The sequence below is a fragment of the Inquilinus sp. CA228 genome (assembly GCF_052078665.1).
Lineage (GTDB): Bacteria > Pseudomonadota > Alphaproteobacteria > DSM-16000 > Inquilinaceae > Inquilinus.
Map to the genome: position 1 here is coordinate 75,615 of NZ_JBQJIK010000014.1, position 25,824 is coordinate 101,438.

General features: G+C 69.6%; 27 protein-coding genes. 19 read left to right on the plus strand and 8 right to left on the minus strand.

Annotation, left to right across the window (positions count from 1 at the left end; all coding sequences use genetic code 11):
- The first annotated feature begins 300 nt into the window (after positions 1 to 300).
- On the plus strand, positions 301 to 951 hold the full coding sequence (locus ACTOWL_RS09150) for an AbiU2 domain-containing protein (protein WP_441320904.1): 651 nt from the start codon (positions 301 to 303) through the stop codon (positions 949 to 951).
- A 76-nt stretch (positions 952 to 1,027) separates the two neighbouring features.
- On the opposite strand, the gene sppA is transcribed toward ACTOWL_RS09150, so the two are convergent.
- Together sppA and ACTOWL_RS09160 are read right to left on the minus strand one after the other, a co-directional pair.
- Positions 1,028 to 2,782, minus strand: coding sequence for a signal peptide peptidase SppA (gene sppA, locus ACTOWL_RS09155; RefSeq protein WP_441320905.1), 1,755 nt, complete (start codon positions 2,780 to 2,782; stop codon positions 1,028 to 1,030).
- A gap of 22 nt (positions 2,783 to 2,804) precedes the next feature.
- Positions 2,805 to 3,377 (minus strand): peroxidase-related enzyme, encoded by a 573-nt coding sequence (locus tag ACTOWL_RS09160; RefSeq protein ID WP_441320906.1) that lies wholly within the window; start codon positions 3,375 to 3,377, stop codon positions 2,805 to 2,807.
- Positions 3,378 to 3,593: 216 nt separating this feature from the next.
- Between ACTOWL_RS09160 and ACTOWL_RS09165 the strand changes: the two genes are divergently transcribed.
- Positions 3,594 to 5,189, plus strand: a complete 1,596-nt coding sequence (locus ACTOWL_RS09165) for a calcium-binding protein (protein ID WP_441320907.1) — start codon at positions 3,594 to 3,596, stop codon at positions 5,187 to 5,189.
- Here the strand turns inward: ACTOWL_RS09165 and ACTOWL_RS09170 are convergent.
- Both ACTOWL_RS09170 and pdxH read right to left on the minus strand, forming a co-directional pair.
- Positions 5,186 to 6,136: a cation diffusion facilitator family transporter gene (locus ACTOWL_RS09170; RefSeq protein WP_441320908.1), complete on the minus strand. Its 951-nt coding sequence runs from the start codon at positions 6,134 to 6,136 to the stop codon at positions 5,186 to 5,188. The two genes, ACTOWL_RS09165 and ACTOWL_RS09170, sit on opposite strands and share 4 nt — an antisense overlap.
- The gene (gene pdxH / locus ACTOWL_RS09175; RefSeq protein ID WP_441320909.1) at positions 6,133 to 6,810 is read right to left on the minus strand and encodes a pyridoxamine 5'-phosphate oxidase; all 678 of its coding nucleotides are present in this window, start codon (positions 6,808 to 6,810) and stop codon (positions 6,133 to 6,135) included. Before pdxH ends, ACTOWL_RS09170 begins: the two co-directional genes overlap by 4 nt.
- Before the next feature lie 117 nt (positions 6,811 to 6,927).
- Here pdxH and ACTOWL_RS09180 point away from each other — a divergent pair, with 117 nt between their 5' ends.
- Entirely contained in the window at positions 6,928 to 7,395 is a 468-nt protein-coding gene (locus tag ACTOWL_RS09180) for an RT0821/Lpp0805 family surface protein (protein WP_441320910.1), read from the plus strand.
- Between the two features lie 42 nt (positions 7,396 to 7,437).
- On the opposite strand, the gene ACTOWL_RS09185 is transcribed toward ACTOWL_RS09180, so the two are convergent.
- Positions 7,438 to 8,805 (minus strand): YihY family inner membrane protein, encoded by a 1,368-nt coding sequence (locus ACTOWL_RS09185; RefSeq protein WP_441320911.1) that lies wholly within the window; start codon positions 8,803 to 8,805, stop codon positions 7,438 to 7,440.
- Between the two features lie 111 nt (positions 8,806 to 8,916).
- Here ACTOWL_RS09185 and fabI point away from each other — a divergent pair, with 111 nt between their 5' ends.
- Genes fabI through aroC form a run of 3 tightly spaced genes read left to right on the plus strand, consistent with a single transcriptional unit; the run spans position 8,917 to position 11,328 of the window.
- Positions 8,917 to 9,756 carry an enoyl-ACP reductase FabI gene (gene fabI / locus ACTOWL_RS09190; RefSeq protein WP_441320912.1) on the plus strand — a complete coding sequence of 280 codons (840 nt, stop codon included), beginning with the start codon at positions 8,917 to 8,919 and terminating at the stop codon, positions 9,754 to 9,756.
- Complete coding sequence (locus ACTOWL_RS09195; protein WP_441320913.1) at positions 9,753 to 10,247, plus strand: GNAT family N-acetyltransferase; 495 nt, start codon at positions 9,753 to 9,755, stop codon at positions 10,245 to 10,247. Before fabI ends, ACTOWL_RS09195 begins: the two co-directional genes overlap by 4 nt.
- 10 nt (positions 10,248 to 10,257) lie before the next feature.
- Positions 10,258 to 11,328 (plus strand): chorismate synthase, encoded by a 1,071-nt coding sequence (gene aroC, locus ACTOWL_RS09200; RefSeq protein ID WP_441320914.1) that lies wholly within the window; start codon positions 10,258 to 10,260, stop codon positions 11,326 to 11,328.
- Between the two features lie 135 nt (positions 11,329 to 11,463).
- On the opposite strand, the gene ACTOWL_RS09205 is transcribed toward aroC, so the two are convergent.
- The gene (locus ACTOWL_RS09205) at positions 11,464 to 11,691 is read right to left on the minus strand and encodes a hypothetical protein (RefSeq protein WP_441320915.1); all 228 of its coding nucleotides are present in this window, start codon (positions 11,689 to 11,691) and stop codon (positions 11,464 to 11,466) included.
- Between the two features lie 282 nt (positions 11,692 to 11,973).
- Here ACTOWL_RS09205 and ACTOWL_RS09210 point away from each other — a divergent pair, with 282 nt between their 5' ends.
- The 3 genes from ACTOWL_RS09210 to ACTOWL_RS09220 all read left to right on the plus strand — a co-directional run bounded on the left by ACTOWL_RS09210 (position 11,974) and on the right by ACTOWL_RS09220 (position 14,397).
- On the plus strand, positions 11,974 to 13,038 hold the full coding sequence (locus ACTOWL_RS09210; RefSeq protein WP_441320916.1) for a trypsin-like peptidase domain-containing protein: 1,065 nt from the start codon (positions 11,974 to 11,976) through the stop codon (positions 13,036 to 13,038).
- 125 nt (positions 13,039 to 13,163) lie between these two features.
- Complete coding sequence (locus ACTOWL_RS09215) at positions 13,164 to 13,952, plus strand: phosphodiesterase (protein WP_441320917.1); 789 nt, start codon at positions 13,164 to 13,166, stop codon at positions 13,950 to 13,952.
- A 19-nt stretch (positions 13,953 to 13,971) separates the two neighbouring features.
- Positions 13,972 to 14,397, plus strand: a complete 426-nt coding sequence (locus tag ACTOWL_RS09220; RefSeq protein WP_441320918.1) for a GNAT family N-acetyltransferase — start codon at positions 13,972 to 13,974, stop codon at positions 14,395 to 14,397.
- Here the strand turns inward: ACTOWL_RS09220 and ACTOWL_RS09225 are convergent.
- A complete protein-coding gene (locus tag ACTOWL_RS09225) occupies positions 14,394 to 15,419 on the minus strand; it encodes a LacI family DNA-binding transcriptional regulator (protein ID WP_441320919.1) in 1,026 nt (341 codons plus the stop codon). The two genes, ACTOWL_RS09220 and ACTOWL_RS09225, sit on opposite strands and share 4 nt — an antisense overlap.
- A 263-nt stretch (positions 15,420 to 15,682) precedes the next feature.
- Between ACTOWL_RS09225 and ACTOWL_RS09230 the strand changes: the two genes are divergently transcribed.
- The 8 genes from ACTOWL_RS09230 (at position 15,683) to ACTOWL_RS09265 (ending at position 22,989) form a co-directional block, all read left to right on the plus strand.
- Positions 15,683 to 16,948, plus strand: a complete 1,266-nt coding sequence (locus ACTOWL_RS09230; RefSeq protein ID WP_441320920.1) for an ABC transporter substrate-binding protein — start codon at positions 15,683 to 15,685, stop codon at positions 16,946 to 16,948.
- 141 nt (positions 16,949 to 17,089) lie between these two features.
- Positions 17,090 to 17,959, plus strand: a complete 870-nt coding sequence (locus ACTOWL_RS09235) for a carbohydrate ABC transporter permease (RefSeq protein ID WP_441320921.1) — start codon at positions 17,090 to 17,092, stop codon at positions 17,957 to 17,959.
- A complete protein-coding gene (locus ACTOWL_RS09240) occupies positions 17,956 to 18,762 on the plus strand; it encodes a carbohydrate ABC transporter permease (RefSeq protein ID WP_441320922.1) in 807 nt (268 codons plus the stop codon). Before ACTOWL_RS09235 ends, ACTOWL_RS09240 begins: the two co-directional genes overlap by 4 nt.
- Before the next feature lie 88 nt (positions 18,763 to 18,850).
- Positions 18,851 to 19,747 carry a bifunctional 5,10-methylenetetrahydrofolate dehydrogenase/5,10-methenyltetrahydrofolate cyclohydrolase gene (locus tag ACTOWL_RS09245; RefSeq protein WP_441320923.1) on the plus strand — a complete coding sequence of 299 codons (897 nt, stop codon included), beginning with the start codon at positions 18,851 to 18,853 and terminating at the stop codon, positions 19,745 to 19,747.
- A 72-nt stretch (positions 19,748 to 19,819) separates the two neighbouring features.
- A complete protein-coding gene (locus ACTOWL_RS09250) occupies positions 19,820 to 20,071 on the plus strand; it encodes an antitoxin (protein ID WP_441320924.1) in 252 nt (83 codons plus the stop codon).
- Between the two features lie 3 nt (positions 20,072 to 20,074).
- Complete coding sequence (locus ACTOWL_RS09255; protein ID WP_441320925.1) at positions 20,075 to 20,476, plus strand: type II toxin-antitoxin system VapC family toxin; 402 nt, start codon at positions 20,075 to 20,077, stop codon at positions 20,474 to 20,476.
- 107 nt (positions 20,477 to 20,583) lie between these two features.
- Positions 20,584 to 21,981, plus strand: coding sequence for a DHA2 family efflux MFS transporter permease subunit (locus ACTOWL_RS09260; RefSeq protein WP_441320926.1), 1,398 nt, complete (start codon positions 20,584 to 20,586; stop codon positions 21,979 to 21,981).
- Positions 21,982 to 22,134: 153 nt separating this feature from the next.
- A complete protein-coding gene (locus ACTOWL_RS09265; RefSeq protein ID WP_441320927.1) occupies positions 22,135 to 22,989 on the plus strand; it encodes a hypothetical protein in 855 nt (284 codons plus the stop codon).
- Between the two features lie 114 nt (positions 22,990 to 23,103).
- Here ACTOWL_RS09265 and hemA read toward each other — a convergent pair whose 3' ends face one another.
- Positions 23,104 to 24,324: a 5-aminolevulinate synthase gene (hemA, locus tag ACTOWL_RS09270; RefSeq protein WP_380306024.1), complete on the minus strand. Its 1,221-nt coding sequence runs from the start codon at positions 24,322 to 24,324 to the stop codon at positions 23,104 to 23,106.
- Between the two features lie 219 nt (positions 24,325 to 24,543).
- Between hemA and ACTOWL_RS09275 the strand changes: the two genes are divergently transcribed.
- Together ACTOWL_RS09275 and ACTOWL_RS09280 are read left to right on the plus strand one after the other, a co-directional pair.
- The gene (locus ACTOWL_RS09275; RefSeq protein ID WP_441320928.1) at positions 24,544 to 25,038 is read left to right on the plus strand and encodes a VOC family protein; all 495 of its coding nucleotides are present in this window, start codon (positions 24,544 to 24,546) and stop codon (positions 25,036 to 25,038) included.
- A 142-nt stretch (positions 25,039 to 25,180) separates the two neighbouring features.
- Positions 25,181 to 25,804 carry a TetR/AcrR family transcriptional regulator gene (locus ACTOWL_RS09280; protein WP_441320929.1) on the plus strand — a complete coding sequence of 208 codons (624 nt, stop codon included), beginning with the start codon at positions 25,181 to 25,183 and terminating at the stop codon, positions 25,802 to 25,804.
- Positions 25,805 to 25,824: the final 20 nt, after the last annotated feature.

Here is a 25,824-nt window from a genome sequence, read left to right on the forward strand (position 1 = left end):
AGATGGTGTCGGCACGGATCTCCGGCGGCAACCCGACTACAGAAGGTATCGTGGCCAAAGAGCCGACCGACATGTCGACCCATGGCTCGGCGAAGCTTAGTGTCCGAAACGCGCAGTGGGTTAGAATCCAACCTCGACCGCGCCGGGTTGCCTAGCTCCCCGACTTGATGTCGTTGCGAAACGGCAGCGCACTAGCTAGCAGGAAGAGCAAAGCTAAAGACGGAATGCGAAAGCGGCATCGGATAGAGCAGGGATAGCGAGATGATCGGAGCTGGGAACCCAGTCCAGCAGGTGATTCGGATGAATCGCCTGGTCAGGAGGGATATCCGCCGAGCGCTGGCGGTCGAGGCAGTGCTGGAGGCTGGCAATGACGTCGTGAAAACGCTGAAGGGCCAGCACGCCGAAGGGGCAGAGGCCTACAACATCATTAAGAGCAGCCTGGAAACCCATCTGATCGTGATCCTGGGCCGGCTGCTCGACAACTCCCGGGAGAAAATGCCTCTCGCGAAACGGGATTCGAACTGCATCCCATACCTGATGGAATGGCTGGCTCAGCCAGGCTGTTGCGATGCGTTGGTGAAACGCGCAGCTAAGCATTGGCGATTTGGACCGAGCGAACCGAGGGCGAGGGGAGACGCGTGCCGCAGCGCCGTCGATGGCGCGACATCACTATATACGCAGCTGAGCAGCAGCGCGCGATGGACACGGGCTGTTACAACAATGCGGGAATTTCGGCACAACTACCTTGCGCACAGCTTGGGAAGGAAGATCACCAGTCCGGTGTACAAAGAGCTGTTCTACCTAGGGCGCGAGTCCACTCTGATTGCGGCGGCGGTGAATCACGCAGTCCTTGGACTGAATGAAGACTTGGCGGCCTACGGTGAGTTGCACCGCGAGGAAGCGGATGCCTTTTGGGGGCGGGCGCTGCCGGCGACCGTTCTGCACCCATAGGGCACGCGACCGAACCTAAGCGGACGATTGAGGGAAGGTCGCCTTCGGATCGCAGTTGCCCTCGGCCGATCGGGCCCTACCGTCCCAGCAGCAGCGGCTGCATCGCCGCGACCGGGCCGTCCGTGACGGCGGCGAGGGCGCCGAAGCGTTCGGCGATCGGGCCCAGGGGGCCCAGCCCGGCCTCGAGCAGCGCCGCCCCGCCGAGCGGGCTGCCGGAGATCAGCCGGCGCAGCGTGTCCAGGGCCGAGCGCGGCCGCGGCAGGCGCACCACCGCCACCCTGGCGTCGGGGCCCAGGCCGATCGCCTGGCGGGCGATGACCATCGCCGCGTCGAGGCCGCCCAGCCGGTCCACCAGGCCGTTCTTCACCGCCTCGCTGCCGAGCCAGACCCGGCCCTGGGCGATGGCGTCGACCGCCTTCGGGTCCATGCCGCGGCCCTTGGCCACGAGCTGCAGGAAGGCGTCGTAGCCGGCGTCGACGCCGGCCTCGAAGCGGCCCTTCTCGCCGCTGTCCATGGGCTCGTTCACGGTCCAGATGCCGGCGTTGCGGCCGCGCTGCACGCTGCCCCAGTTGACGCCGACCTTCTTCCACAGCGCCTGCAGCACCGGCTTGCCGGCGAAGATGCCGATCGAGCCGGTCAGAGTCGAGGGCTGGGCCACGATCGCCTTGGCCTGGGCGGCGATCCAGTAGCCGCCGGAGGCCGCGGTCTCGCCCATCGACACCACGATCGGCTTGCCGGCGTCGCGCGCCCGCCCGACCGACCGGCCGACCAGGGCCGAGGCGACGACCGAGCCGCCGGGGCTGTCGATGCGCAGCACGATCGCCTTGACCTTCTCGTCCGCGACCGCGTCGTCGATGGTCTCGGCCAGCTCGCGGCCGACGATCTGGCGGTCCAGGCTGCCCTCCGACGGCTCGTCGACGATCGCGCCGGTGGCGTAGATCACCGCGATCCGCGGCTGGTCGCCCTTCACCTCCGGCTCGGTCGCGGCGAGGTAGTCGGCGGCCTTGACCTCGGTCAGCTTGCGGTCGGTGCGGGCATCGACCAGCCCGTCGACCTCGTCCCAATAGGCCAGCGTGTCGACCAGCTTGGCGTCGACCGCCTCCTTGGCGGTGTAGGGCCCGCCGTCGATCAGCCGCTTGACCTGGTCGGGCGGCAGGGCGCGGCCCTGGGCGATGCCGGCGACCAGCTGGTCGTACAGCCCCTGGGCCATGGCCTCGTTCATCGCCCGGCTGGCCGGGGTGAAGTCGCGCTCGGTGAAGGTCTCGGGCGCCGATTTGTACTGGCCGCGCTTGCTGACCTCGGGTTGGACGCCGACGGTGTCCAGCAGGTCGCGCACGAACGGCACCTCGACCGAGATACCGGTCAGGCCGACGCTGCCCTGCGGCATCATCAGGGTCTGGTCGAAGCCGGCGGCGAGGAAGACCGCGACATTGCCCGGGCCGCCGCTGCCGAGGTCGTCGGCATGGGCCACGGTCAGCTTGCCGGCGCGGCGCGCCCGGTCGATGGCGTCGCGCAGCTCCTGCGCCGAGGCCAGCGGCACCGCATCGGCCGACAGCCGGGCGACGATGGCGCCGACCCGCGGATCGGCGGCGGCGCGGTCGATCGCGTCGATCGTCTGGTGCAGGGTCAGCGGGCTGCGGCTCAGGCTGAAGCGGCCGGCCGGGACCCCGTCCGGGGCGCCCTTGCGCAGGTCGAGCAGCAGGGCAAGGTCGCCCTTCGGCAGCTGCGGCGACCGGTCGGCCGCGTACCAGACCAGCCCGCCGGCGGCCACGATCAGCAGCAGGAACAGCACGCCGAAGATGATGAGGATGGCGCGGATGAAGCGGCCCATGAATGAATCCTGCCCGGGGGGATCAGCGGTTCATCGCGTGATAGTCGCGGTTCGGCATCATGTCGACGCCCGAGGCGACCCGGTTCGACATGTTGAAGAACCCGGTCACGTCACAGATGTCGAAGATGTCCTCGTCGGAGAAGCCGTTCTGGCGCAGCGCCGCGCGCTCGGCATCGCCGACCTTGTGCGGCTCGGTGGTCAGCAGCCAGGCGAAATCCAGCATGGCGCGCTGGCGCGGCGGCAGCCGGGCGACGCGGTGGTTGAAGGCCAGCATCTCGCCGAGCTCCGGGTCGTCCGCCAGGCGCCGCACCGCCTGGCCATGCGCGACCAGGCAATAGTAGCAGCGGTTGGCGGAGGAGACGGTGACGGCGATCATCTCGCGCTCCAGCTTCGACAGGCCGCTGTCGCCCAGCATCAGCTCGTTGTAGGTGGCGATGAAGTTGCGCAGCTTCTTCGGCCGCAGGCTGTAGGTGCGGATCACGTTCGGCACCAGCCCCAGCTTCTCCAGGCATTTGGCGTAATAGGCCTTGAGGTCCTCGTCGAGCGCCGCCTCGTCCGGGATCGGGAAGGCCATGACGTGATCGGGCTGCGGCACGGTTGGGAATCCTCTCTGGTCGCCGGCGCAGCCTAGCAGGCGGCCGCGCCGCCGTCGAACCCGGGGCGCCGGTCATAGCCAGGTACTTCTGCGTGAAGTCGAAGCCAGATGCGGGATAGGATCACCGAAGATTTGAAGGTTCGACATCTTTAGATTCGAGCATCGAACCGTCATCGTTCCGGGCAAAGATGGCGTATCCGTTGGGGAGGCCGGCTCATGGCGATCATCACTGGCGACGATCTCGACAACGATCTGACCGGCACGGCGGAAGCGGATGTCATCCACGGGCTTGGCGGCGACGACCAGCTCTTCGGCGACACCGGCGACGACCAGCTCTTCGGCGACGACGGCGACGATCTGCTGGCCGCCGGTGCGGGCCGCGACGAGCTGTCCGGCGGGGCCGGCGACGATTCGATCTTCATCTCGGTCCTGGGCGGCGCCGGCGATGGCGACCTGGTGGATGGCGGCGCCGGCGTCGACTTCCTCTACCTGCAGTTCGACGATCGCTTCACGGCGCCGATCACGCTGTCGATCGCCGATCCCGGCATCGAGCAGGTGCTGCCGAACGGAACCCGGATCACCAGTATCGAAATCCTGCAGTTCCGGGCGGGTGCCGGCGACGACATCCTCACCGGCGGCTATCTCGCCGACGTCATCCTCGGCGGTGCGGGCACGGATTCGGTCTGGGGGCGCGGCGGCAACGACGACCTTTATGGCCTGGCCGGCAACGACCTCGTCGAGGGCGGTGCCGGTCTCGACTACCTCTACGGTGGCGACGGGAGCGACCGCCTGTTCGGCGGCGCGGATGCCGACCTCCTCTATGGCGGAACCGGCGACGACCTGCTCCACGGCGGCGACGGCAACGACGTCCTCTATGGCCAGGAAGGCTTCGACATCCTCTATGGCGAGGCCGGCGACGACCGGCTGCATGGCTGGACAGGGCCCGTCGAACTGCATGGCGACACCGGCGACGACCTCTACCTCCTGACCCGCTTCGGGCAGGTCGTCGTCGAGGCCGCCGGCGAGGGCATCGACACGGTCTCTGCGAGCCAGTCCTACCGCCTGCCGGACAATGTCGAGAATCTCTTCATATTCGGGGGGCTGCGCGGGGTCGGCAACGCGCTCGACAACGTCATCACCGCCGACGACTGGGGTGGATCGCTGGCCGGGGCGGCCGGCGACGACACCCTCCATGGCGGCGCCGGCAGCGACTGGCTCGACGGCGGGCTGGGCGCCGACACCATGGACGGCGGCGCCGGCAACGACACCTATGTCGTCGGCAGCGCCGGCGATCGGGTGATCGAGCTCGCCGAGCCCGGCACCGACACCGTGCGATCCGCCATCGACTACCGGCTCGGCGACAATGTCGAGAATCTGGTGCTGATCGGCAGCCAGGCGGTCGACGCCACCGGCAACGACCTGGCGAACGCCCTGACCGGCAACGACGTCGTCAACACACTGGCCGGCGGCCTCGGCAAGGACGTGCTGACCGGCGGCGGGGGGGCCGACAGCTTCGTCTTCGACACCGCCTTCGGCGGCAGCAACATCGACCGCATCACCGACTTCACGCCGGGCGAGGACCACTTCCTGCTCGACCCCGCGATCTTCACCCGGCTGCCGACGGGCGCGCTGTCGCCCGACGCCTTCACGCTGGGGACGGCGGCCGGGGAGGCCGACGACCGGATCCTTTACGACATCGACACCGGCACGCTGCGCTACGACCGCGACGGCATCGGCCCCGGCGCCGCCCGGGCCTTCGCGATCGTCGAGCCCGGCACCGCGCTGGCGGCCTCGGATTTCCTGATCGGCTAGGACGGCCGCTTGTAGATGCGGTGGTCGAGCCGCTCGTCTTCCAGCCCGGCCGGCTCCTGGTGCAGGATCACCTCGGCGTCCGGGAAGGCGTCGGACAGCGCCGCCTCGACCCGGTCGCAGATGGTGTGGGCCTGCCACAGGGTCAGGTTGCCGTCCATCTCGACATGCAGCTCGATGAAGCGGGTGCCGCCGGCACTGCGGGTGCGCAGGTCGTGCAGGCCCGCCACCTCCGGATCGGCGCGGACGATGGCGGCGATCCGGTCCCGGTCCTCGCGCGGCAGCTCGCGGTCCATCAGATGGTCGACGGCGCGGCGGGCGATGCGGGCGGCGCTGACCAAGAGCCACAGCGCGACGCCGATCGCGGCGGCGGGGTCGAGCCACTGCCAGCCCGGCCGCTGGCCGATCACCAGCACCGCCAGCACCACCACGCTGGTGGCGGTGTCGCCGACATAGTTCAGCCGGTCGGCCTCGATCGCGGTCGATCCGGTGCGGCGGGCGACGCCGCGCTGGAACATGACCAGGAGAACCGTCGCCACCAGCGAGATCGCCATCACGGCGATGCCGATCGGTACCTCGGCCACCGGCTCCGGGGTGATGAAGCGGCCGGCCGATTCGAAGATCAGCAGCAGGGCCGAGCCGCCGACGAAGGCGGCCTGGGCGATGGCGCCCAGCGGCTCGGCCTTGCCGTGACCGAAGCGGTGCGACCGGTCCGGCGGCCGCAGCGCGTGGCGCACGCTGATCAAGAGGATGCCGGAGGCGGCGACGTCGACCAGGCTGTCGAGCAGCGAGGACAGGATCGCGGCCGATCCGGTGACCAGCCAGGCGGCGAGCTTGAGCACGGCCAGGGTCGAGGCGACCGAGACGCTGACCGTCGTCGCCAGCCGCAGCAGCCGGTCGCGCCGGGCCTGGTCGGTGCCGTTCTGCCCGGTCTGAGCGGCGTCGGTCACGGATACAGCCGGTGGTGGCTCCAGCCGTCCCGTCCCGGCTCGTACACCACCCGGTCGTGCAGGCGGTACGGCCGCTCCTGCCAGAACTCGATGCGCCAGGGCACCAGGCGGAAGCCGGACCAGTGCGGCGGCCGCGGCACCGGCCCGTCCGACTCCTCGGGGCCGAAGCGGCGGGTGGCCTCGTCGACCGCCTGCTCCAGCGTCGCCCGGTCGGCCAGCGGCCGCGACTGGGCCGAGGCCCAGGCGCCGATCCGGCTGCCGCGGGCCCGGCTGGCGTAGTAGGAATCGGCCTCGGCCGGCTCGACCGGCGTCACCGGCCCCTCGACCCGCACCTGCCGGCGCAGGCTCTTCCAGTAGAAGCACAGTGCCGCCCGCGGGTTGCGCGCCAGTTCCTCGCCCTTGCGGCTCTCCAGATTGGTGAAGAAGACGAAGCCGCGCGCTTCGGCCACGGCGTCGTCGACCCCTTTCAGCAGCACCATCCGGACCGACGGCGCGCCGTCGGCCGCCGTGGTCGCCAGCGCCATGGCGTTGGGGTCGTTGATCTCATGCGCCGCGGCCAGGCCAAACCAGGTTTCGAACAGCGCGAACGGGTCCGCCGGCGGAACGAAATCCCGGTTGACGGGTTCGGTTGCGGCACTGCCGGGATTTGGGGTGGTGGAGGGGGGCGTCGTCATGGCGCACGGCCTTCATTCGGTCGAATTTTGGCTACATTAGGCATCGACGCCGTGAAGTCCATGGCGGCCAGGACAGGTCCGATGCCCGCTGCGGGCATCGCAGGAGGATCGGAGATCATGAGGAAGTACACCATCGCCGCCGTGCTCGTCGGTGCGGTCGCCTTGGCCGGGTGCCAGGACATGGGGCAGAAGCAGGGCATCGGCACCCTGGTCGGTGCCGGCGGCGGCGCCCTGCTGGGCTCGCAGTTCGGCAGCGGCACCGGCAAGCTGGTCGCGGTCGGCGCCGGCACGCTGATCGGCGCCTGGCTCGGCAACTCGGTCGGCGCCTCGCTCGACCGGTCCGACCAGATGTATGCCGAGCAGACCTACAACCGCAGCTTCGAATCCGCCCCCACCGGCACCGAGAGCTCCTGGCGCAACCCGGATTCGGGCAATTACGGCACCGTCACCCCGACCCGCACCTACCGGGATTCCGGGCGCGACTGCCGCGAATTCACCCAGACCATCTATGTCGAGGGCCGGGCTCAGACCGGCCGGGGCACCGCCTGCCGCAACGGCGACGGCACCTGGGGCATCGTCAGTTAAAACGCACGGCCCGCATGGCCCGACGAAGGCCCGCCGTGTCACTCACGGCGGGCCTTCCGCATTCGGGGCCACCCGATGCAGCGGGATCGGCGGCTTCTCCGCCCGGCCGGGCAGGCGCTCGGCCGGCGGCTCGTCGACCAGCACCGCCGCCAGCGGCACGCCCAGGCTGTCCTGATGCGCCTCCTCGGCGGCGTGGATGCGGTCGGCCAGCGCCTGCAGCCAGGCGCCCTCCAGCCCGGGCACCTCGCCGATCTTGCCGCGCATGCCGACGCCGAGCCCGCGCATCAGGTCGGCCAGGGTGGTGACCCGGAGATCGCGCGAGATCAGCCAGGTGTCGGAGGCGGAGCGTTCGACGAAGCGGGCGTGGCGCAGCTGCTCCAGCATGCCGTCGAGAGCGGAGATGCCGACCGGCACGCGGTCGAGCAGGGTGCGGCGGTGCATGCCGACGCCGAGCCGGCTGGCCGCCGCCAGCTCGCGCAGGATGGCGACGGCGACGGTCAGCCGCGGCCCCGGCAGCAGGTTGTCGATCTCGCCGCCCAGCAGGCGGCCGGAGCGCCAGTCCGGCAGCGCCGCGGCGATCACCGCGCCGATCAGCACGATCGACCAGGCGAGGTACAGCCACAGCAGGAAGATCGGGATCGTGGCCAGGGCGCCGTAGATCGTCTCATAGGCCGGGAATTCGCGCAGGTACCAGGCGAACAGGCGCTTGGAGAGGTCGAACGCCACCGCCGCGATCAGCCCGCCGATCACGGCGTCGATCCAGCGCACCGAGCGGTTCGGAATCAGCTGGTACAGCAGCGAGAAGCCGATGAACTGCAGCATCAGCGGCACGAAGCCGATGAAGGGCGCCCACAGCTGCTGGGCGACGCCGCCGCCATGGCTGCCGAAGAAGCTGATGGTGAAGGAGAAGCTGGCGACCACCAGGATCGGGGTCAGGGTCAGGATCGCCCAGAAGGTGACGATCCGCACCGCCCAGGCCCGCTGCTCCTTCACCCGCCAGATGCCGTTGAAGGCATCCTCGATGGTGGCCAGCAGCAGCACCGAGCTGACCACCAGGCCGACGATCGAGAAGGCGGTCAGCCGGCCGGTGTTCTGGCTGAACCCTTCGAGGTAGTTCAGGACGGTGTGCCCGACCTCGGGCACCAGCATCTCGACCAGCCAGGCCTGGGCCGCGCCCTTGATCAGGCCGAAGGCGGGGAAGGCGGACAGGATCGAGAAGGCGATGGTGGCGATCGGCACCAGCGCCAGCAGCGAGGAATAGGTCAGGGCCGACGCCGCCTGCGCCCCGCGGTCGTTCCAGAAGCGCAGCACGGCATAGCGGCCGAAGGTGTAGAGCGCCCGCGCCCAGTGGCGGAGCTTGTGGCCGAAATCCCCGCTCTGCTCTTGCCGATCACCCGGTCCCGATGCCATTCATCAGCCCACATTTGACCCGAAAGGGCGTTCGTGTACGATCCCCGGCATAGTCCCGAGGACCCGCGGCACGCCCCGTTCGGGTGTCCTGACCCCAACTGAGGCTCTGCAATGACGGTTCCCTCTCCGCTCCTTCAAGGCAAGCGCGGCTTGATCATGGGCGTCGCCAATGACCGGTCGATCGCCTGGGGGATCGCGTCGGCCTGTGCGGCGCAGGGTGCGGAGCTCGCCTTCACCTATCAGGGTGACGCGCTGCACAAGCGTGTCAAGCCGCTCGCCGAAAGTGTCGGCTCGACCCATGTGCTGCCCTGCGACGTCACCGACCATGCCAGCATCGACGCGGTGTTCCAGACGCTGGAGCGCGACTGGGGCCGGCTCGACTTCCTGGTGCACGGCATCGCCTTCTCCGACAAGAACGAGCTCGACGGTCTGTACCTGAACACGACGCGGGACAACTTCCTGCGCACCATGGACATCTCCTGCTACAGCTTCACCGCCGTGGCGCAGCGGGCGGTGCCGCTGATGAGCGACGGCGGCAGCCTGCTGACCCTGACCTATTACGGGGCGGAGCGGGTGATGCCGCACTACAATGTGATGGGCGTGGCCAAGGCGGCGCTGGAGGCCAGCGTGCGCTACCTCGCGGTCGACCTGGGCGGCCGTGGCATCCGGGTCAACGCCATCTCGGCCGGCCCGATCAAGACCCTGGCCGCCAGCGGCATCGGCGATTTCCGCTACATCCTGAAGTGGAACGAGCTGAACGCGCCGCTGAAGCGCAACGTCACCATCGAACAGGTCGGCGGCGCCGGCCTGTACCTGATCTCCGAGCTCGGCTCCGGCGTGACCGGCGAGGTCCACCACGTCGATTGCGGCTTCCACACCGTCGGCATGGTCGCGGTCGACAACGCGGCCGCGACGGCCGAGCTGCTGCAGAGCCTGGCGCCGAAGTCATGAGCGCGGCCGTCACGGTCCGGCTGGCCACGGATGCCGACCGCGCGGCCGTGACGGCGGTGTTCCAGGACCTCGACCGGCACTATGCCGAGGGCCGGGTGCTCGACCCCGACACGGTCACGGCCGAACGGGTCGAACGCTATGTCTATGGCGAGCATCCGACCGAGATCGCCCTGGCCGAGATCGACGGCCGGGCGGTCGGCGCCGCCAGCTTCGGTATGCTGTTCCCGGGTCGGGCCCTGACCGGGCATCTGCAACTGAAAGACCTGTATGTCCGTGACGGGGCGCGCGGGCTCGGCGCCGGCGAGGCGCTGCTGCGCTTCCTGGCGCGGCTGGCGCAGGACCGCGGCTGCACTCGGCTCGACTGGACCACCGAAACGTCGAACGAGGGAGCGCAGCGCCTCTACGACCGGATCGGCGCGGCGCGGCTGGCGCAGAAGATCTATTATCGGCTCGAGGGCGACGCCCTCGACCGCATGGCCCGAGAGGGCTGAGGGCCCCACTATGGCCGGCAACAGCTTCGGAACCCTGTTCCGCTTCACCACCTGGGGCGAAAGTCACGGGCCCGCGATCGGCGTCGTGGTCGACGGCACGCCGCCGCGCATCCCCTTGAGCGAGGCCGACATCCAGCCCTGGATGGACAAGCGCAAGCCGGGCCAGTCGCGCTTCGTCACCCAGCGGCGCGAGGCCGACGAGGTCAAGATCCTGTCCGGCGTCTATGAGGGGCAGACCACCGGCACGCCGATCTCGCTCTTGATTGAGAACACCGACCAGCGCAGCAAGGACTATTCCGAGATCGCGGCCAAGTTCCGGCCCGGCCATGCCGACTACACCTACTGGAAGAAATACGGCATCCGCGATCCGCGCGGCGGCGGCCGGTCCAGCGCCCGCGAGACCGCCTGCCGGGTCGCCGCTGGCGCCGTCGCCCGCAAGATCCTGGTCGGGGTGACCGTGCGCGGGGCGCTGGTGCAGATCGGCCCGCACAAGATCGACCGCGATCGCTGGGACTGGGACGAGGTCGACCGCAACCCGTTCTTCTGCCCCGATGCCGACACCGCGTCGCGCTGGGCCGACTATCTCGACGGCGTGCGCAAGGCCGGGTCCTCCACCGGCGCCGTTGTCGAGGTGGTGGCCGAGGGCGTGCCGGCCGGCTGGGGCGAGCCGATCTACGACAAGCTCGACAGCGACCTGGCCCGGGCGATGATGACGATCAACGCGGTGAAGGGGGTCGAGATCGGCGCCGGCTTCGGCGCCGCGTCCCTGTCCGGCGAGGAGAACGCCGACGAGATGCTGATGGGCAATGACGGCGAGGTGCGCTTCACCGCCAACAACGCCGGCGGCATCCTCGGCGGCATCTCGACCGGCCAGCCGGTGGTGGTGCGCTTCGCGGTCAAGCCGACCAGCTCGATCCTGACGCCGCGGCGGACGGTCGACATCGAGGGCCACAACACCGAGATCCTGACCAAGGGCCGGCACGACCCCTGCGTCGGCATCCGCGCCGTGCCGGTGGGCGAGGCAATGATGGCCTGCGTCCTGGCCGACCACCTGCTGCGGCAGAGGGCGATCGAGGGCTGAGGCCGGGGACGACACCCCTTGCTGTCATTGCCGGGCTTGACCCGGCAATCCAGAAGATGTCGAGACCCTCTGGATGCCCGGGTCAAGCCTGGGCATGACAGACTATGGAAATGCGAACTGAACGGCGCCTCGCGCTCACCGCCGGCGGACGACCCTTTGGGCGCGGATGTCGATCACCGTGAAGGCGCGGTCGGCATAGGCCTGGATGCCGCTTTCGGTCGCCGTCGCCGGGTTGTCGAAGAAGCACATGACCTTGCCCCGGCGCACCAGGGCGAAGGGCGCCACGGCGGACGACCCGGATTCGGACAAAAATTTCGCCAAAGCCTCGATATCCGCGCTGTCGGCGTGTTCGCTCGCGGTCATGAAGTCCCTCCGGATCTGAGCGGATCGCAGCCCGACGCCTGTCGCCGACGCCGATGTCACACAGTCGTCATGTCTGACTATAGCCCGGCCGGCGACGGGATGGGAGGGGCCGCGACGCACCGATCGCAAAACCCTTGCTCCCGGCCCATTCCTGCCGCCACCTTGGCCCGCCGCCCGTGAACTTTCGCCGCCCTCGCGGGTTCGGTGGTCGGGAATCAACCCAGTCCTGGACGCTTGGCGCAAACCGGCGCACATCTTCCAGCGGATCGGAAGGAGACATTGATGCGCCGCATCCTGACGCTGTTGGTCGTGCCTGCGATGCTGGCGCTGGCCGCCTGCAATTCGGGGGGCTCGGCCGGCTCCGCCGGCGGCACCCTGCCGACCAGCCTCAACCCCTTGCTGACCGAGGCGATGCCGGCGGTGGTGAACGTCCAGGTCCGCGGCACCGTCCGCCCCAGCGCCGAGATGCTGCGCGATCCCGACATCCGGCGCTATTTCGGCGGCGAGAAGGAGAAGGCGTTCCGCAGCGTCGGTTCCGGCGTCATCGTCGACGCCGCCAAGGGCCTGGTGGTCACCAGCGCCCATGTCGTCGAGAACGCCACCGAGATCGGCGTCACCCTGGGCAACGGCAACGAGGTGACGGCCCAGGTCGTGGGCTCGGCCGCCGACATCGACATCGCGGTGCTGCGCATCCCGGCCAACGGGCTGAAGACCGAGCTGCCGGTGGACGACACCGACATGCCCAAGGTCGGCGACTTCGTGGTCGCGATCGGCAACCCGTTCGGCCTGGGCCAGACCGCCTCGCTCGGCATCGTCAGCGCCACCGGCCGCAGCGGCCTGGGCATCGAGGGCTATGAGGACTTCATCCAGACCGACGCGGCGATCAACCCCGGCAGCTCCGGCGGGGCGCTGATCGACCTCAACGGCCGCCTGGTCGGCATCAACACCGCCATCCTCAGCCCGTCCGGCGCCAATGCCGGCATCGGCTTCGCCATCCCGATGCACATGGTCAAGAACTCGATCGACCAGATCGAGCAGTTCGGCTCGGTGTCGCGGGCCCGGCTCGGCGTCGCCATCGAGGACCTGACCGCGGCCAAGGCGGCGTCGCGCGGCATCTCCGGCGCCACCCGCGGCGCGCTGATCACCGGCATCGTTCCCGGCACCGTGGCGGCCTCGGCCGGCCTCAAGGTCGGCGATGTGGTGACGGGGCTGGACGGGCACCCGATCGACGGCGCCACCGCGCTGCGCAACGCCGTCGGCCTGATGCGGCCGCAGACCTCGGTGATGCTGACCGTGGTCCGCGGCAAGCAGACGCTCAGCCTGCCGGTCGCGCTCGGCGCGCAATAGCCGTATTCACATTCCGGCGCTGGCGTCGGGCCCTGCCGTCGTTGTAACGGTCTGGGATCAGATCTGGTCGGCACGGCCCTCGCGCGACCGTGCCGATCCCGTCTCCCGCGGCGCCGAGGACGTTCATGCTGATCGCCCAGATCACCGACCCCCACGTGACCACGCCGGACGTCGCGGTCGAGACGGGGATCGACGCGCTCGGCGCGCTGCGCCGCTGCGCCGAGCATCTCGCCGCGCTGTCGCCGCGGCCGGATCTGCTGCTGGTCACCGGCGACCTGGTCGACCGCGCCGACGTCGAATCGTACCGGCTGTTCCAGAAGGCGCTGGCGCCGCTGGGCCTGCCGATGCTGGCGATCCCCGGCAACCATGATTCGCGCGAGGCGATGCGCGAGGCCTTCGCCGGCCATGCCGGGATCGGCACCGACGGCCCATTCCTGAACATCGCCGGCGAGACCGGGGGCCTGCGCCTGATCGGGCTCGACACCACCATCCCCGGCCGGATCGAGGGGCTGCTGTGCGACGAGCGCCTGGAGTGGCTCGACGCCCGGCTGTCGGAGGCGCCGCAGCAGCCGGCGCTGGTGTTCATGCACCACCCGCCCTTCGAGACCGGCCTGACCCGGATGGATGGCTGGCGCTGCGGCAATGGCGACGGCCTGGCTCGGGTGCTGGTGCGGCACCGCCAGGTGGTGCATGTGCTGTGCGGCCATGTCCACCGCGCGGTCGACACCACCTTCGCCGGCATCCCGGCCTCGATCGGGCCCAGCCCGTCGCATGCGGTCGGGTTCAACCTGGAGCAGGGGGCCGAGCTGACGGTCGGCATCGAGCCGCCGCTGGTCCGGCTGCTGTACTGGACCGGCAAGCGGCTGATCTCGCACCTGTCGCCGATCGACGGCGTGCAGCGGCGGGTATCCTGACGGCGGAGCGGAGGCGGCCATGCCTGATCCCGAGATCGTGCTGACCGAGACGGCCGACGACCGGCTGGAGGCCCTGATCAATGACGGGCTGAACGCCTTCAACGACGCGGTCACCGGCTACAGCGACCGGCGGCCGCTCGCCGTGACGGTCAAGGATCCCGCGACCGGCGAGATCCTCGGCGGCGCCAAGGGGCGCACCTCGCTGGGGCTGCTCTTCGTCGAGCTATTCTGGCTGCCGAAGGCGCTGCGCGGCTCGGGGCTGGGCAGCCGGATCCTGCAGATGATGGAGGAAGAGGGGCGGCGGCGCGGCTGCCGCTCCGCCGTGCTCCTCACCATCAGCTTCCAGGCGCCGGACTTCTACCGCCGCCAAGGCTGGCGGGTGTTCGGCGAGATCCCCTGCGACCCGCCGGGCACCAGCCGGGTGTTCATGACCAAGGATCTCTAGCCCGCGACCGTGGCCCGCCGCACCAGGGTCACCGGCACCTTCTCCACCGTTGCCGGCCGGGCGGGGTCCTCGGCGCGCTCCAGCATCAGCGCCACGGCGCGGGCGGCGATGCGGCCGGCATCCTGGCGGATCGTGGTCAGGCGATAGGGGGCCAGGCCGGCCGGCGTCACGTCGTCGAAGCCGATGATCGAGACATCGCGCGGGGCGGCGCGGCCGGCGGCCTTTGCCCCGTCCAGGAAGCCGCAGGCCAGCACGTCGCTGGCGCAGAACAGACCGTCCAGCGGCGCGGTCCAGGCCGTGGCGGCGGCCGCGGTGCCGGCATCGTGGTCGGGTCCGGCGGCGACGATCGGGCGGAAGGTGGCGCGGCCGGCGGCCAGGGCCGGGGCCAGCGCGGCGACGAAGGCGGCGCTGCGGGCCAGGCCGCTATAGGTGCCGCCCTCGACCCCGAGGAAGCCGAGATGCCGGCAGCCCGCTTCCAGCAGCGCCTCCGCCGCCAGCCGGCCGCCGGTCTCGTTGTCCGACAGCACGGCGTCGACCCCGGGGATCGACACGGCGCGGTTCAGCGCCACCACCGGGATGCCCAGCCGGGCGCATTGCTCGGCCAGGGCGATCGGCGGCGCGCCGGAGGTCACCAACACGCCGGTGACCCGGTACTGCAGGAAGCGGGCGATGGTGCGGTCCAGCGCCGCCTCGTCGCCGACCTCGCTGACCAGCGACTGCAGGCCGCGGCCGTCGATCTCGCGCAGCAGCGCCTCGAACAGCGCGGCGCGGTAGGGGTCGGTGGCGCCGCGCACGACGATGCCGACCAGGTCGGAGCGCTGGCGGTTCATGCCGCGGCCCAGCATGTTGACCTGGTAGCCCAGGGCCGAGGCCGCCTCCAGCACCCGCTCGCGGGTCTCGGCCGCCACCCGGGCTTGGCCGGACATGATGCGCGAGACCGTGGCGCGCGACACCCCGGCCCGCTCCGCCACCGCCTGGGCCGTCACCGGCCGTGTCTCGCTGCCCTGCCGTCGTCGTCCCAACCGGCGCTCCCATGCCGAAGAGTCCAGGATAGCGCACACGTGTTCACGAAGGCGAGACGCCGTAAAGTTGATTTCTGCGGCTGCTGGCGAATGTCACCGGACCGTCACGAAACATTCATTTCCTTGAAAGCGTGCGGTGTCCGGGACCATGATAGAACCGCCGCCGGAGAGCGGTGCGGCCGACGATCGGAATTGAAGGCGTATGAACACGTGTTCATAAACTGGGCGCCGCCGACCATCCTGCGGACTGGGAGGGATTGGAGATGACGACGAAGTTGATCGGCCGTGCCGTGCTCCGCACGGCGCACCGCAAAACGGCCGGCATCGCCGGCGCGGTTGGGCTGGCGGCGCTGCTGCTGGCCGGGGCCGCGCAGGCGGACGAGCTGGTGATCGCCGGCCGCGACGGCGTCTATGGCGACGCCCTGGCCTATGCCATCGACGCCTACAAGACCGTGTCGCCGGACACCGAGGTCGAGCTGCTGAAGCTGCCCTATGGCAGCCTGTACGAGAAGCTGGTGGTGTCGCTGCGCGGCGGCGCCGACGCCTATGACGTGGTCGTCGCCGACGACACCTGGATGCCGGAATTCACCGCCAATGGCTGGCTGAAGCCGGTGACCGCCGACCTGTCGGGCGTGATCCCCAGCCTGACCGCCCTGTCCAAGGGCAAGGACGGGCAGGTGGTGGCGCTGCCCTTCGCCGGCAATGTCGAGATGTTCGCCTACCGCACCGACCTGTTCCAGGCGGCCGGCCTGGCCGCGCCGAAGAGCTGGAGCGATGTGGTCAAGGCGGCCGAGGCGCTGAAGGCCAAGGACCCGAGCGTCGCCGGCGTGGTGTTCCGCGGCACCAAGGGCAACCCGATCGTCACCGGCTTCCTGCCGATCTTCTGGGCCCATGGCGGCGAGATCATCGACGGCTCCGGCAAGGCGGCGCTGGCGTCGCCGGCCGGGGTCAAGGCGCTGCAGCAGTTCCTGGCGCTGAAGGCCTTCGCCCCGACCGGGGTCGAGACCTACAACGCCACCGAGGTGCGCGACGCGCTGCAGCAGGGCCGCGCCGCGATGGCGATCGAGGTCTGGCCGGCCTGGGTGCCGTCGCTGGACGACGCCGCCAAGTCGAAGGTGGTCGGCAAGGTCGCGATCGGCCCGGCCCCGGGCGAGACCAAGGGCCCGGCGCCGATGCTGGGCATCTGGCAGGTGGCGGTGCCGTCGGGCGCGCCGAATGCCGAGGGGGCGCAGAAGTTCCTGGCCTTCCTGAACGGCGCCGACATGCAGAAGGAGCTGGCGCTGCGCTTCGGCCTGCCGCCGACGCTGACCGCGCTCTATGCCGACAAGGACCTGGTCGCCAAGTACCGCTGGTACCCGGACCAGCTGAAGGCGCTCGAGGCCGGCGTGTCGCGGCCGCGGATCAAGCAGTGGCCGCAGGTCGAATCGATCCTCGGCGACTACCTGCAGCTGGCCCTGGTCGGCCAAATGGCGCCGGAGGAGGCGCTGACGAAGGCCTCGGCCGACATCGACAAGGCGCTGGCGAAGTAAGGCACGAGGTTACCCTATTCTGTCATCGCCGGGCTTGACCCGGCGATCCAGGGGCCACCAAGAGCGGTGCGTGCGCCCTGGATGCCCGGGTCAAGCCCGGGCATGACAGGATAGGAATTCCGGAAGACTGTTTATCACCCCATGCTCTTCACCGACCGTCGGCAGCTCGTCCTGCTTCTGCTTCCCGCCGCGCTGCTGCTGGTCGTGTTCGCGCTCGCGCCCGTGGTCCAGGTCGCGATCTACTCCTTCCAGGACATCGACTTCGCGGCCGACACCTCGCGCTGGGTCGGCCTCGCCAACTACGCCACTTTGTTCGGCGACTGGTTCTTCCGGGTCGACATCGGCAACACCGTCCAGTTCGCGGTCGTGGCCTCGCTGGTCCAGGTCGGGCTCGGCACCGCCCTCGCGCTGCTGCTGAACCGCGAGTTCCGCGGCCGTGGCGCGGCGCTGTCGGTCGTGGTCTATCCGATGATGCTGTCGACCCTGGTCTGCTCGGCGATCTGGCGGTCCTGGTTCCATTACGATGTCGGGGTGCTGAACGGCGCGCTCGGCTGGCTCGGCCTGCCGCCGGTGGCCTGGCTGTCCGATCCCGGCCTGGCGCTGTGGTCGGTGATGCTGGTCGACACCTGGCAATGGACGCCGATGACGACGTTGATCGTCCTGGCCGGGCTGCAGTCGATCCCGCCCGAGATCGTCGAGGCGGCGCGGACCGACGGCGCCCGGCCCTGGGTGCTGCTGACCCGCATCGTGCTGCCGCTGGTGCGCGGCCAGATCTTCCTGGCCCTGCTGCTGCGCCTGATCGACACCTTCAAGCTGTTCGACAAGGTCTATGCCCTGACCGGCGGCGGCCCCGGCAACGCCACCGAGACGATGTCGATGTATGTCTACCAGAAGGGCTTTAAGTTCTTCGATGTCGGCCTCGCCGCCGCCGCCTCGGTGGTGATGATGGCGATCGCCTGCGCCCTGTGCGCCGTCTATGCCGCCCAGGCGATGCGGGGGTCGACCAGGTGATCCGCCGCGTCCTGCCCACTCTCGGCATCGCCCTGTTCGTGCTGGTCTTCGCCCTGCCGGTGGTGTGGATGATCGGTGCCGCCTTCGAGGACCCGGCCCGCGCCGGCCGCGGCTTCCTGCCGACCGCCCCGACGCTCGACAACATCCGCGCCGTGCTCGACGACGGCTTCCTGGTGCGGTTGAAGAACACCGCCATCGTCGCCTTCGGCGCCACGCTGCTGTCGCTGTTCGCCGGTTTCCTGGCCGCCTATGCGCTGGCCCGGTTCCGCTTCCCCAAGCGGCTCGACATCCTGTTCCTGCTGCTGGTGCTGGTGGTCAAGCTGATGCCGCCGATCGTGGTGGCGCTGCCGCTGCACGCCCTGCTGCTCGATCTCGGCCTGCTCGGCAGCCTGTCCGGGCTGGTGCTGGTCTACCAGCTCTACACGCTGCCCTTCTGCCTGTGGATGCTGCTGGGCTTCGTCCGTGAGGTGCCGGTCGAGATCGAGGCCGCGGCGGCGATCGACGGCGCCGGGCTGGGCCGCCGCCTGTGGCACATCGTGCTGCCGCTGGCCCTGCCCGGGCTGGTGGCGACGCTGATCTTCGCCCTGATCCTGTGCTGGAACGAGTTCCTGTTCGCGCTGCTGTACCTGCAGCGCCCCAGCCGCTTCACCCTGCCGCTCTACGTCGCCACCTTCATCACCGAGGACGAGACGCTGTGGGGCCGGCTGATGGCGATCGGCCTGCTGTCCTCGCTGCCGGTGCTGCTGGTCGCCGGCTACATCCAGAAGCACCTGCTGCGCGGCTTCGCCCACCAGGCCAAATAGCGGCACAGGGGTGCCATCCGCGACCATGGGTTGACGCTGGGCCCCGCGGGGGTCAAAAGCCGCGCATTCCGACGTGACGGAGCGGGCGATGGGCGAGCGGGACCTGACCGGGCGGGCGGTGGCGGATGCCATCCTGGCCGACGTGGCGGCGGAAGTGCAGGCGCTGGGCGAGGCGCATTGGCCGCCGAAGCTGGTGTCGATCACGGTCGGCGACGAAAGCGCGGTCGACGTCTATGTCCGCAACCAGCGGCGCACGGCCGAGGGCGTCGGCATCGCCTTCGAGACCAGGCGGTTGCCGGAGCGGATCACGCAGGAGGAGCTGCGCGCCGCCATCGCCGCGCTGAACGCCGATCCGCAGGTCAGCGGCATCATCCTGCAGCGCCCGGTGCCGAAGCACATCTCGATCAAGGCGATGCAGACGGCGATCCATCCGCTGAAGGATGTCGAGGGCATGAACCCGGCCTCGATCGGCAACATCGTCTACAACGAGCTGGAGCTGGCGCCCTGCACCGCGCTGGCGGCGGTCGAGATGCTGAAGCGCACCGGCCTGCAGCTGGAGGGGCTGGAGGCGGTGGTGATCGGCCATTCCGAGATCGTCGGCAAGCCGATCGCCTTCCTGCTGATGTCGGAAGGGGCGACGGTCACGGTCTGCCATCACATGACCCGCTCGGTCTCGATGCATTCGCGCCGGGCGGACGCGGTGTTCGTCGCCGTCGGCAAGCCGAAGCTGGTCACCGGCGACATGATCAAGCCGGGCGCCGCCGTGATCGACATCGGCATCAACGAGGTGGTGGACGACGACGGCAAGAGCCGGGTGGTCGGCGATGTCGACTATGACAGCGTCGCCCCGGTGGCCGGCTGGATCACCCCGGTGCCGGGCGGCGTCGGGCCGGTGACGGTGGCGGTGCTGATGCGCAACACCGTGGTCGCCACCCGCCGCCAGAAGGCGCATTACGAGGCCCGGCTGGGTGCTTCGACGTTCTGAACTCTGCGCGGCAGGCGTTGCCGTTGGTCACCAAAATCGTATATACAGTATATACGAAAGGAGGCCCCCGAGATGCTGACCCGGCTGTTCAGAAGCGGCAATTCCCTGGCCGTGCGCATTCCCAAGGAGCTGGCCTTCGCCGATGCGGCGCAGGATGTGGAGATCGAGCGCCGCGGTGACAGCCTGATCATCCGGCCGGTGGCGTCCCGCTCGCTGGCCGGGGTGGCGCAGGCCTTCGCGTCCTTCCCGCCGGGCTTCATGGCCGAGGGCCGGGAGCATCACGAGCAGAAGGAGAGGGATTGGGGCCAGGGCAGTGCCAGCTGAGCCATGCGCTACATGCTCGACACCAACATCTGCATCCACCTGATCCAGCGCCATCCGCCGCAGGTGCTCAGCCGCTTCGCGGCGCTGTCCCAGGGGGACGTGGTGATGTCGGTGGTGACGCTGGCCGAGCTGCGCCATGGGGTCGAGCGTGACCCGTCGACGAAGCCGCAGGCCGAGCAGGCGGTAGACCGGCTGCTCGACTTCATTCCGGCCCAGCCCTTCGACACGGACGCGGCGGTCCGCTACGGCGAGCTGGCCGCCGCCGTCCGCGACCGCCGGCGTGACGTGCTGGACCGACTGATCGCGGCCCATGCCCTCAGCCTCGGGGTAGTCCTGGTCACCAATAACGAGGCCGATTTCAACCTTTATTCCGGCCTGACAGTGGAGAACTGGGCGAAGCCCTGACCCGGCCGCAACCCAGCGGCGCATGGAGACAAGGTGCCAGCGGCCGTCCGCGGGTTTAAACCCGACATATGACGGCATCGGACCGAGTCCCTGACCAGCCCCAATTCGTGACGGAGCGGGATCCGCGGCTGCGCGTGATCATCCCGATGATCGTCGCCGTCGCCTTCCTGATGGAGCAGCTCGACTCCACCATCATCACCACCGCCATCCCGGACATGGCCGTCAGCCTGGACACCACGCCGCTGCGGCTGAATCTGGCGGTGACGACCTATGTCCTGACCCTGGCCGTGTTCATCCCGGTCAGCGGCTGGTTCGCCGACCGGTTCGGCGCCCGCCGGATCTTCGCCCTGGCGCTCGGCATCTTCACCCTGGGCTCGGCGCTGTGCGGCATGGCCGACAGCTTCGGCATGCTGCTGGCGATGCGGGTGCTGCAGGGGCTGGGCGGCGCCATGATGACGCCGGTGGGCCGGCTGATCCTGCTGCGCAGCTTCCCGCGGGCGCAGCTGGTCACGGCCATGACCTACATGACCCTGCCGGCGATCCTGGGGCCGGTGATCGGGCCGCTGCTCGGCGGCGTCCTCACCACCTACACGTCCTGGCGCTGGATCTTCTACGTCAACGTGCCCTTCGGCTGCGTCGGCATCCTGGCGGCACTGCACTATTTCGATGACGTCAAGGGCGAGACGGTGACGCCGTTCGACTATCCGGGCTTCATCATGGTCGGGCTCGGCGTCGCCCTGCTGCAATACGGGCTGGAGAATATCGGCCGCCCGACCATTCCGGTCCTGGCGATCGCGGCGGTGCTGGTCGCCGCCATCCTGTTGCTGCTGGCCTTCGGCCGCTATGCCCGCAAGCGGGCGAACCCGGCGGTCGACATGACGCTGTTCCGGCTGCGCTCCTTCTGGGTCGGCACCCTGGCCGGCGGGCTGTGCCGCGTCGGGCTGAACGGCGTGCCCTTCCTGCTGCCGCTGATGCTGCAGGTCGGCTTCGGCTTCAGCCCGGTGGTGTCGGGGTCGCTGACCTTCGTCAGCAGCCTGGGCGCGCTGATGATCCGGCCGACGCTGTCGCCGATGCTGCGCCACCTCGGCTTCGACCGGGTGCTGATCATCAGCGCCGGGCTCGGCGCCGTCGCCATCGCCGGCTTCGCCCTGATGCGGCCGGACACGCCGCACTGGGTGCTGCTGGGCTACATCTTCTTCTTCGGCCTGCTGCGGTCGATGCAGTTCATGACCTCGAACACCCTGTCCTATGCCGACATGCCGGCCGAACGGCTCAGCCGCGCCACCAGCCTGGGCGGCGTGTTGCAGCAGCTCAGCGTCAGCTTCGGCGTCTCGATGGGCGCGATGCTGCTCGGCCTGGTCAGCTTCGAAAGCCATGTGCTGACGCCGGAACGCTTCCATGAGGCGTTCCTGCTGATGGCGGTGATCCCGCTGCTGTCGATCCCGGGCTTCCTGTACCTGCGGCCGGAGGACGGCGCCCAGGTCAGCGGCCACGAGCGGAAGTAACGGCAACCTAAACCAAGGCCAGAAGCGCCGGTCACGTGTTCGCCGCCGCCATGATGACGTTGCTTCGCCAACGAAGGCCACGTGGCTGCGTCACGGTGGGTAGGGTACTATTGGAACACGATCGTCGAGGGTGTCAGGGGAGCAGGCACGCGAATGCGTTGGTTCTCGGGGCTACGCCGCGGCGATCCTTCGAAGATGCAGTCCGGCCCGCAGAGCGAGGCGCCGGCGCCGGACCGCCTGATTCTGTTCCTGCTGTTCGACGCACTCCCCACGCCGGACCTGACGGCGATCCGGCAGGACATCGCCGGTATCGAGCCATTGTCGACACCGGTGGATGGTTCGGCGGCTCCGGGCGCGACACTGACGATCTCTTTCGGCAACCACAGCTTCGCTCTTACGGGGATCGATGCACTGGTGCCTGCGGACAGTTCGCAGAACGCCATCGACACCTCCAACTGGTCGGCCGACGACAAGGGGCCGCTGCGCCGTCATCGGGCACACATGATCTGCGCCTATGCGGGGATAGAGGCCGATCCGACCGAACAGTTCATCGCGGCCCTGAAGGTGGCGGCCGCCTTCCTTCGCTATGGGCTGATCGGCGTGGTCGACACCGCCGCTTGGAACTGTTTGCCACCGAGGGCGATCACCGCGTCGCTGGTGGCCGACTTCCTGAATGGGGCGCGACAGACCATCCCGGTCGCGATCTGGACCGGCTTCGTGAAGTTTTCCCGGCCCGACGGCCTGATCTGGTTCTGCTCGAAGGGGTTCCACCGCTGGGGGGCACCGGACTTCGCCCTGCTCGGGGCGGAGGGAGAGGGCGAGGCCGCCGTCGACATCTTCTCCGCGCTGCTGGGCTATGTCCGAAGCACGGGCACGCGCCTCTCGCCCGGCGACACAGCGGATCTCGGAGGCGTGCCGCTGCGCTTCAGCCCGGTGCGCGAATATGCGGAGTATCTGGACGGCCCCGGCGGAACCCTGGTCATCGAGCGAGTTGCCTCGCCGCGCTGACGGCCGCTCAGCGCTTCGGCGGCTTTGACGGAGACTTTCCGCGAGGCGGCGCCGGCACCTTCACCGGGCGGCCGGTCCCGTGCCGGGGGCGGCGCCGGTGCCTTGCGCGGCAGGTCAGGCTGCCGCGGCGGCGACGGGGATCGCGAGCGTCGACCAGACATCGCGCAGCGCCTCGACCAGCCGCGCCATCTGCAGGTCGTCATGCAGCGGCGTCGGGGTGATGCGCAGCCGCTCCGCGCCGCGCGGCACGGTCGGGTAGTTGATCGGCTGGACGTAGATCCGGTGCCGGTCCAGCAGCAGGTCGCTGGCCGCCTTGCACAGCCGGGCGTCGCCGACGAAGACCGGCACGATGTGGCTGGCCGACGGCATCACCGGCAGGCCGGCGGCGCGCAGTTGGCGCTTCAGCGTCGCCGCCCGCTCCTGGTGCCGCTCGCGCTCGGCGCCGCTGGCCTTGAGGTGGCGGATCGCGGCCAGCGCTCCGGCCGCCACCACCGGCGGCAGCGAGGTGGTGAAGATGAAGCCCGGGGCGTGGCTGCGCAGCGCGTCGACCAGCATGGAAGATCCGGCGACATAGCCGCCCATCACGCCGAAGGCCTTGCCCAGCGTGCCCTCGATCACGGTCAGGCGGCGGGTCAGCCCGTCGCGCTCGGCGATGCCGCCGCCGCGCGGGCCGTACATGCCGACGGCGTGGACCTCGTCGAGATAGGTCATGGCGCCGTGCCGGTCGGCGACGTCGCAGATCTCGGCGATCGGCGAGATGTCGCCGTCCATCGAATAGACGCTCTCGAACGCCACCAGCTTCGGCCGGGTCGCCGGATATTCCGACATCAACCGGTCCAGGTCGGCCGGGTCGTTGTGGCGGAAGATCCGCTTCTCGCAGCCGGAATGGCGGATGCCGGCGATCATCGAGGCGTGGTTCAGCGCGTCGGAGAACACGACGCAGCCGGGGATCAGCTTGGCCAGGGTGGACAGCGAGGCGTCGTTGGAGACGAAGCCGGAGGTGAAGAGGAGCGCCGCTTCCTTGCCGTGCAGGTCGGCCAGCTCGGCCTCCAGCGCCCGGTGATAGATATGGGTGCCGGAGATGTTGCGGGTGCCGCCGGCGCCGGCGCCGCAGCGGTCCAGCGCCTCGTGCATCGCCGCCAGCACCGCCGGGTGCTGGCCCATGCCGAGATAGTCGTTCGAGCACCAGACGGTGACGTCCGGCGCGCCGTCGAGGCCGTGATGGGCGGCGCGCGGGAAGGCTCCGGCGTGGCGTTCGAGCTCGGCGAAGATCCGGTAGCGGCCTTCGGCCTTCAGGGTTTCGATCGCCGTCCTGAAGATGTTCTCGTAGTCCATTCCACCGTCTCGCCGTGCCTCGGGCCGGGGCCCGGGCGGAAAGTGTAGCGCATCTATTGCCGCCGCGTGAAATGGCACCATAGTCGAACCGTGCCGAGAGGTGAGGCCCGGGGCGGCTTCGGCGGCGATCCGCCGCATGATGCGGAAAAATCTCGCGGCCCCTGTCGGGAAGCGCCTCGCCCGTCCGTCCTCGGGGCATCATCAACGGAGGAGGCCGCTTTGGCCCAGATCACCCAGAAGATCACGCCGTTCCTATGGTTCCTTGACGGCAAGGCCGAGGAAGCGGTCGAGTTCTACGTCTCGGTCTTCGACAATTCGCGGATCACCTCCGTGCTGCGCAACGGCGACACCATGTCGGGGCCGAACGGCACCGCCCTGACCGTCGGCTTCCAGCTCGAGGGCCAGGACTTCACCGCCATCAACGGCGGCGGGGACTTCAAGTTCTCCTGGGCCGTCTCCTTCGTCGTCCGTTGCGCGAACCAGGAGGAGGTCGACCGGTTCTGGGCCCGCCTGGTCGAGGGCGGCGGCGAGCACAGCCAGTGCGGCTGGCTGAAGGACCGGTACGGCCTTTCGTGGCAGATCACGCCCGACATCCTGATCCAACGGACCCACGACCCCGATCCGGTGAAGGCGACCCGGGTGTTCCAGGCGATGCTGCAGATGACCAAGATCGACATCGCCGCCGTGGAGCGGGCCTATCGGGGAGAGGACTGAGCGCATCGCTACGGCCGTAACCATCCGCCGCTGGGGAAACTCGCCCCGTTCATGCGACGAAGAGTGTCCCCGGCGGGCTTTGCGCCCGCCGGCTTCGGCGGCATGATCCCCAGGCGTGGGGTCGCAGGGACGGGTTGGTTCGATGACGGTGCAGGAAGCGGCGGCGCGGATGGCGATGACCCCGCGCGGCCGGAAGAAGCGCGAGGCGATCCTCGACGCCGGGGTCAAGGTGTTCATGGCCGAGGGCTACGCCGCCAGCATGGACCGGGTGGCGGCCGAGGCCGGCGTCGCCAAGCAGACCCTGTACAGCCATTTCGGCAGCAAGGAGGGCCTGTTCCATGCCCTCTTCGACCGCTACAAGCAGCAGTCGCTGGGCGGGCTCGACCCGGCGGGCGACCTGGCGGCCGAGCTCGCCACCTTCGGCGAGCACATGCTGCGCCGGATCTTCGACCCCGAAATCCTCGGCGTGCAGCGGTTGATGATCGCCCAGGCGGCCGCTTTTCCGGACCTGGCGCGGATCGTCTACGAGGCCGGCCCGGGCCGCGTCCGAGCGGGGCTGGTGGACTTCCTGCAGGCCCGGATCGCGGCCGGGGTGCTCGATCCCACGGATCCGGTGGCCGCAGCGGACGACCTGATGGCGCTGCTGCAGGGCAGCCGGCGGCAGCGCATCCTGTTCGGGGTCGAGCCGGCGCCCGAGCCGGACGAGCTGCGGGGCATCGCCGAACGCGCTGTGACAATCTTTTTGCGCGCCTATACAACACGTTAAGGTCTTGTTTCGGCCCCTTG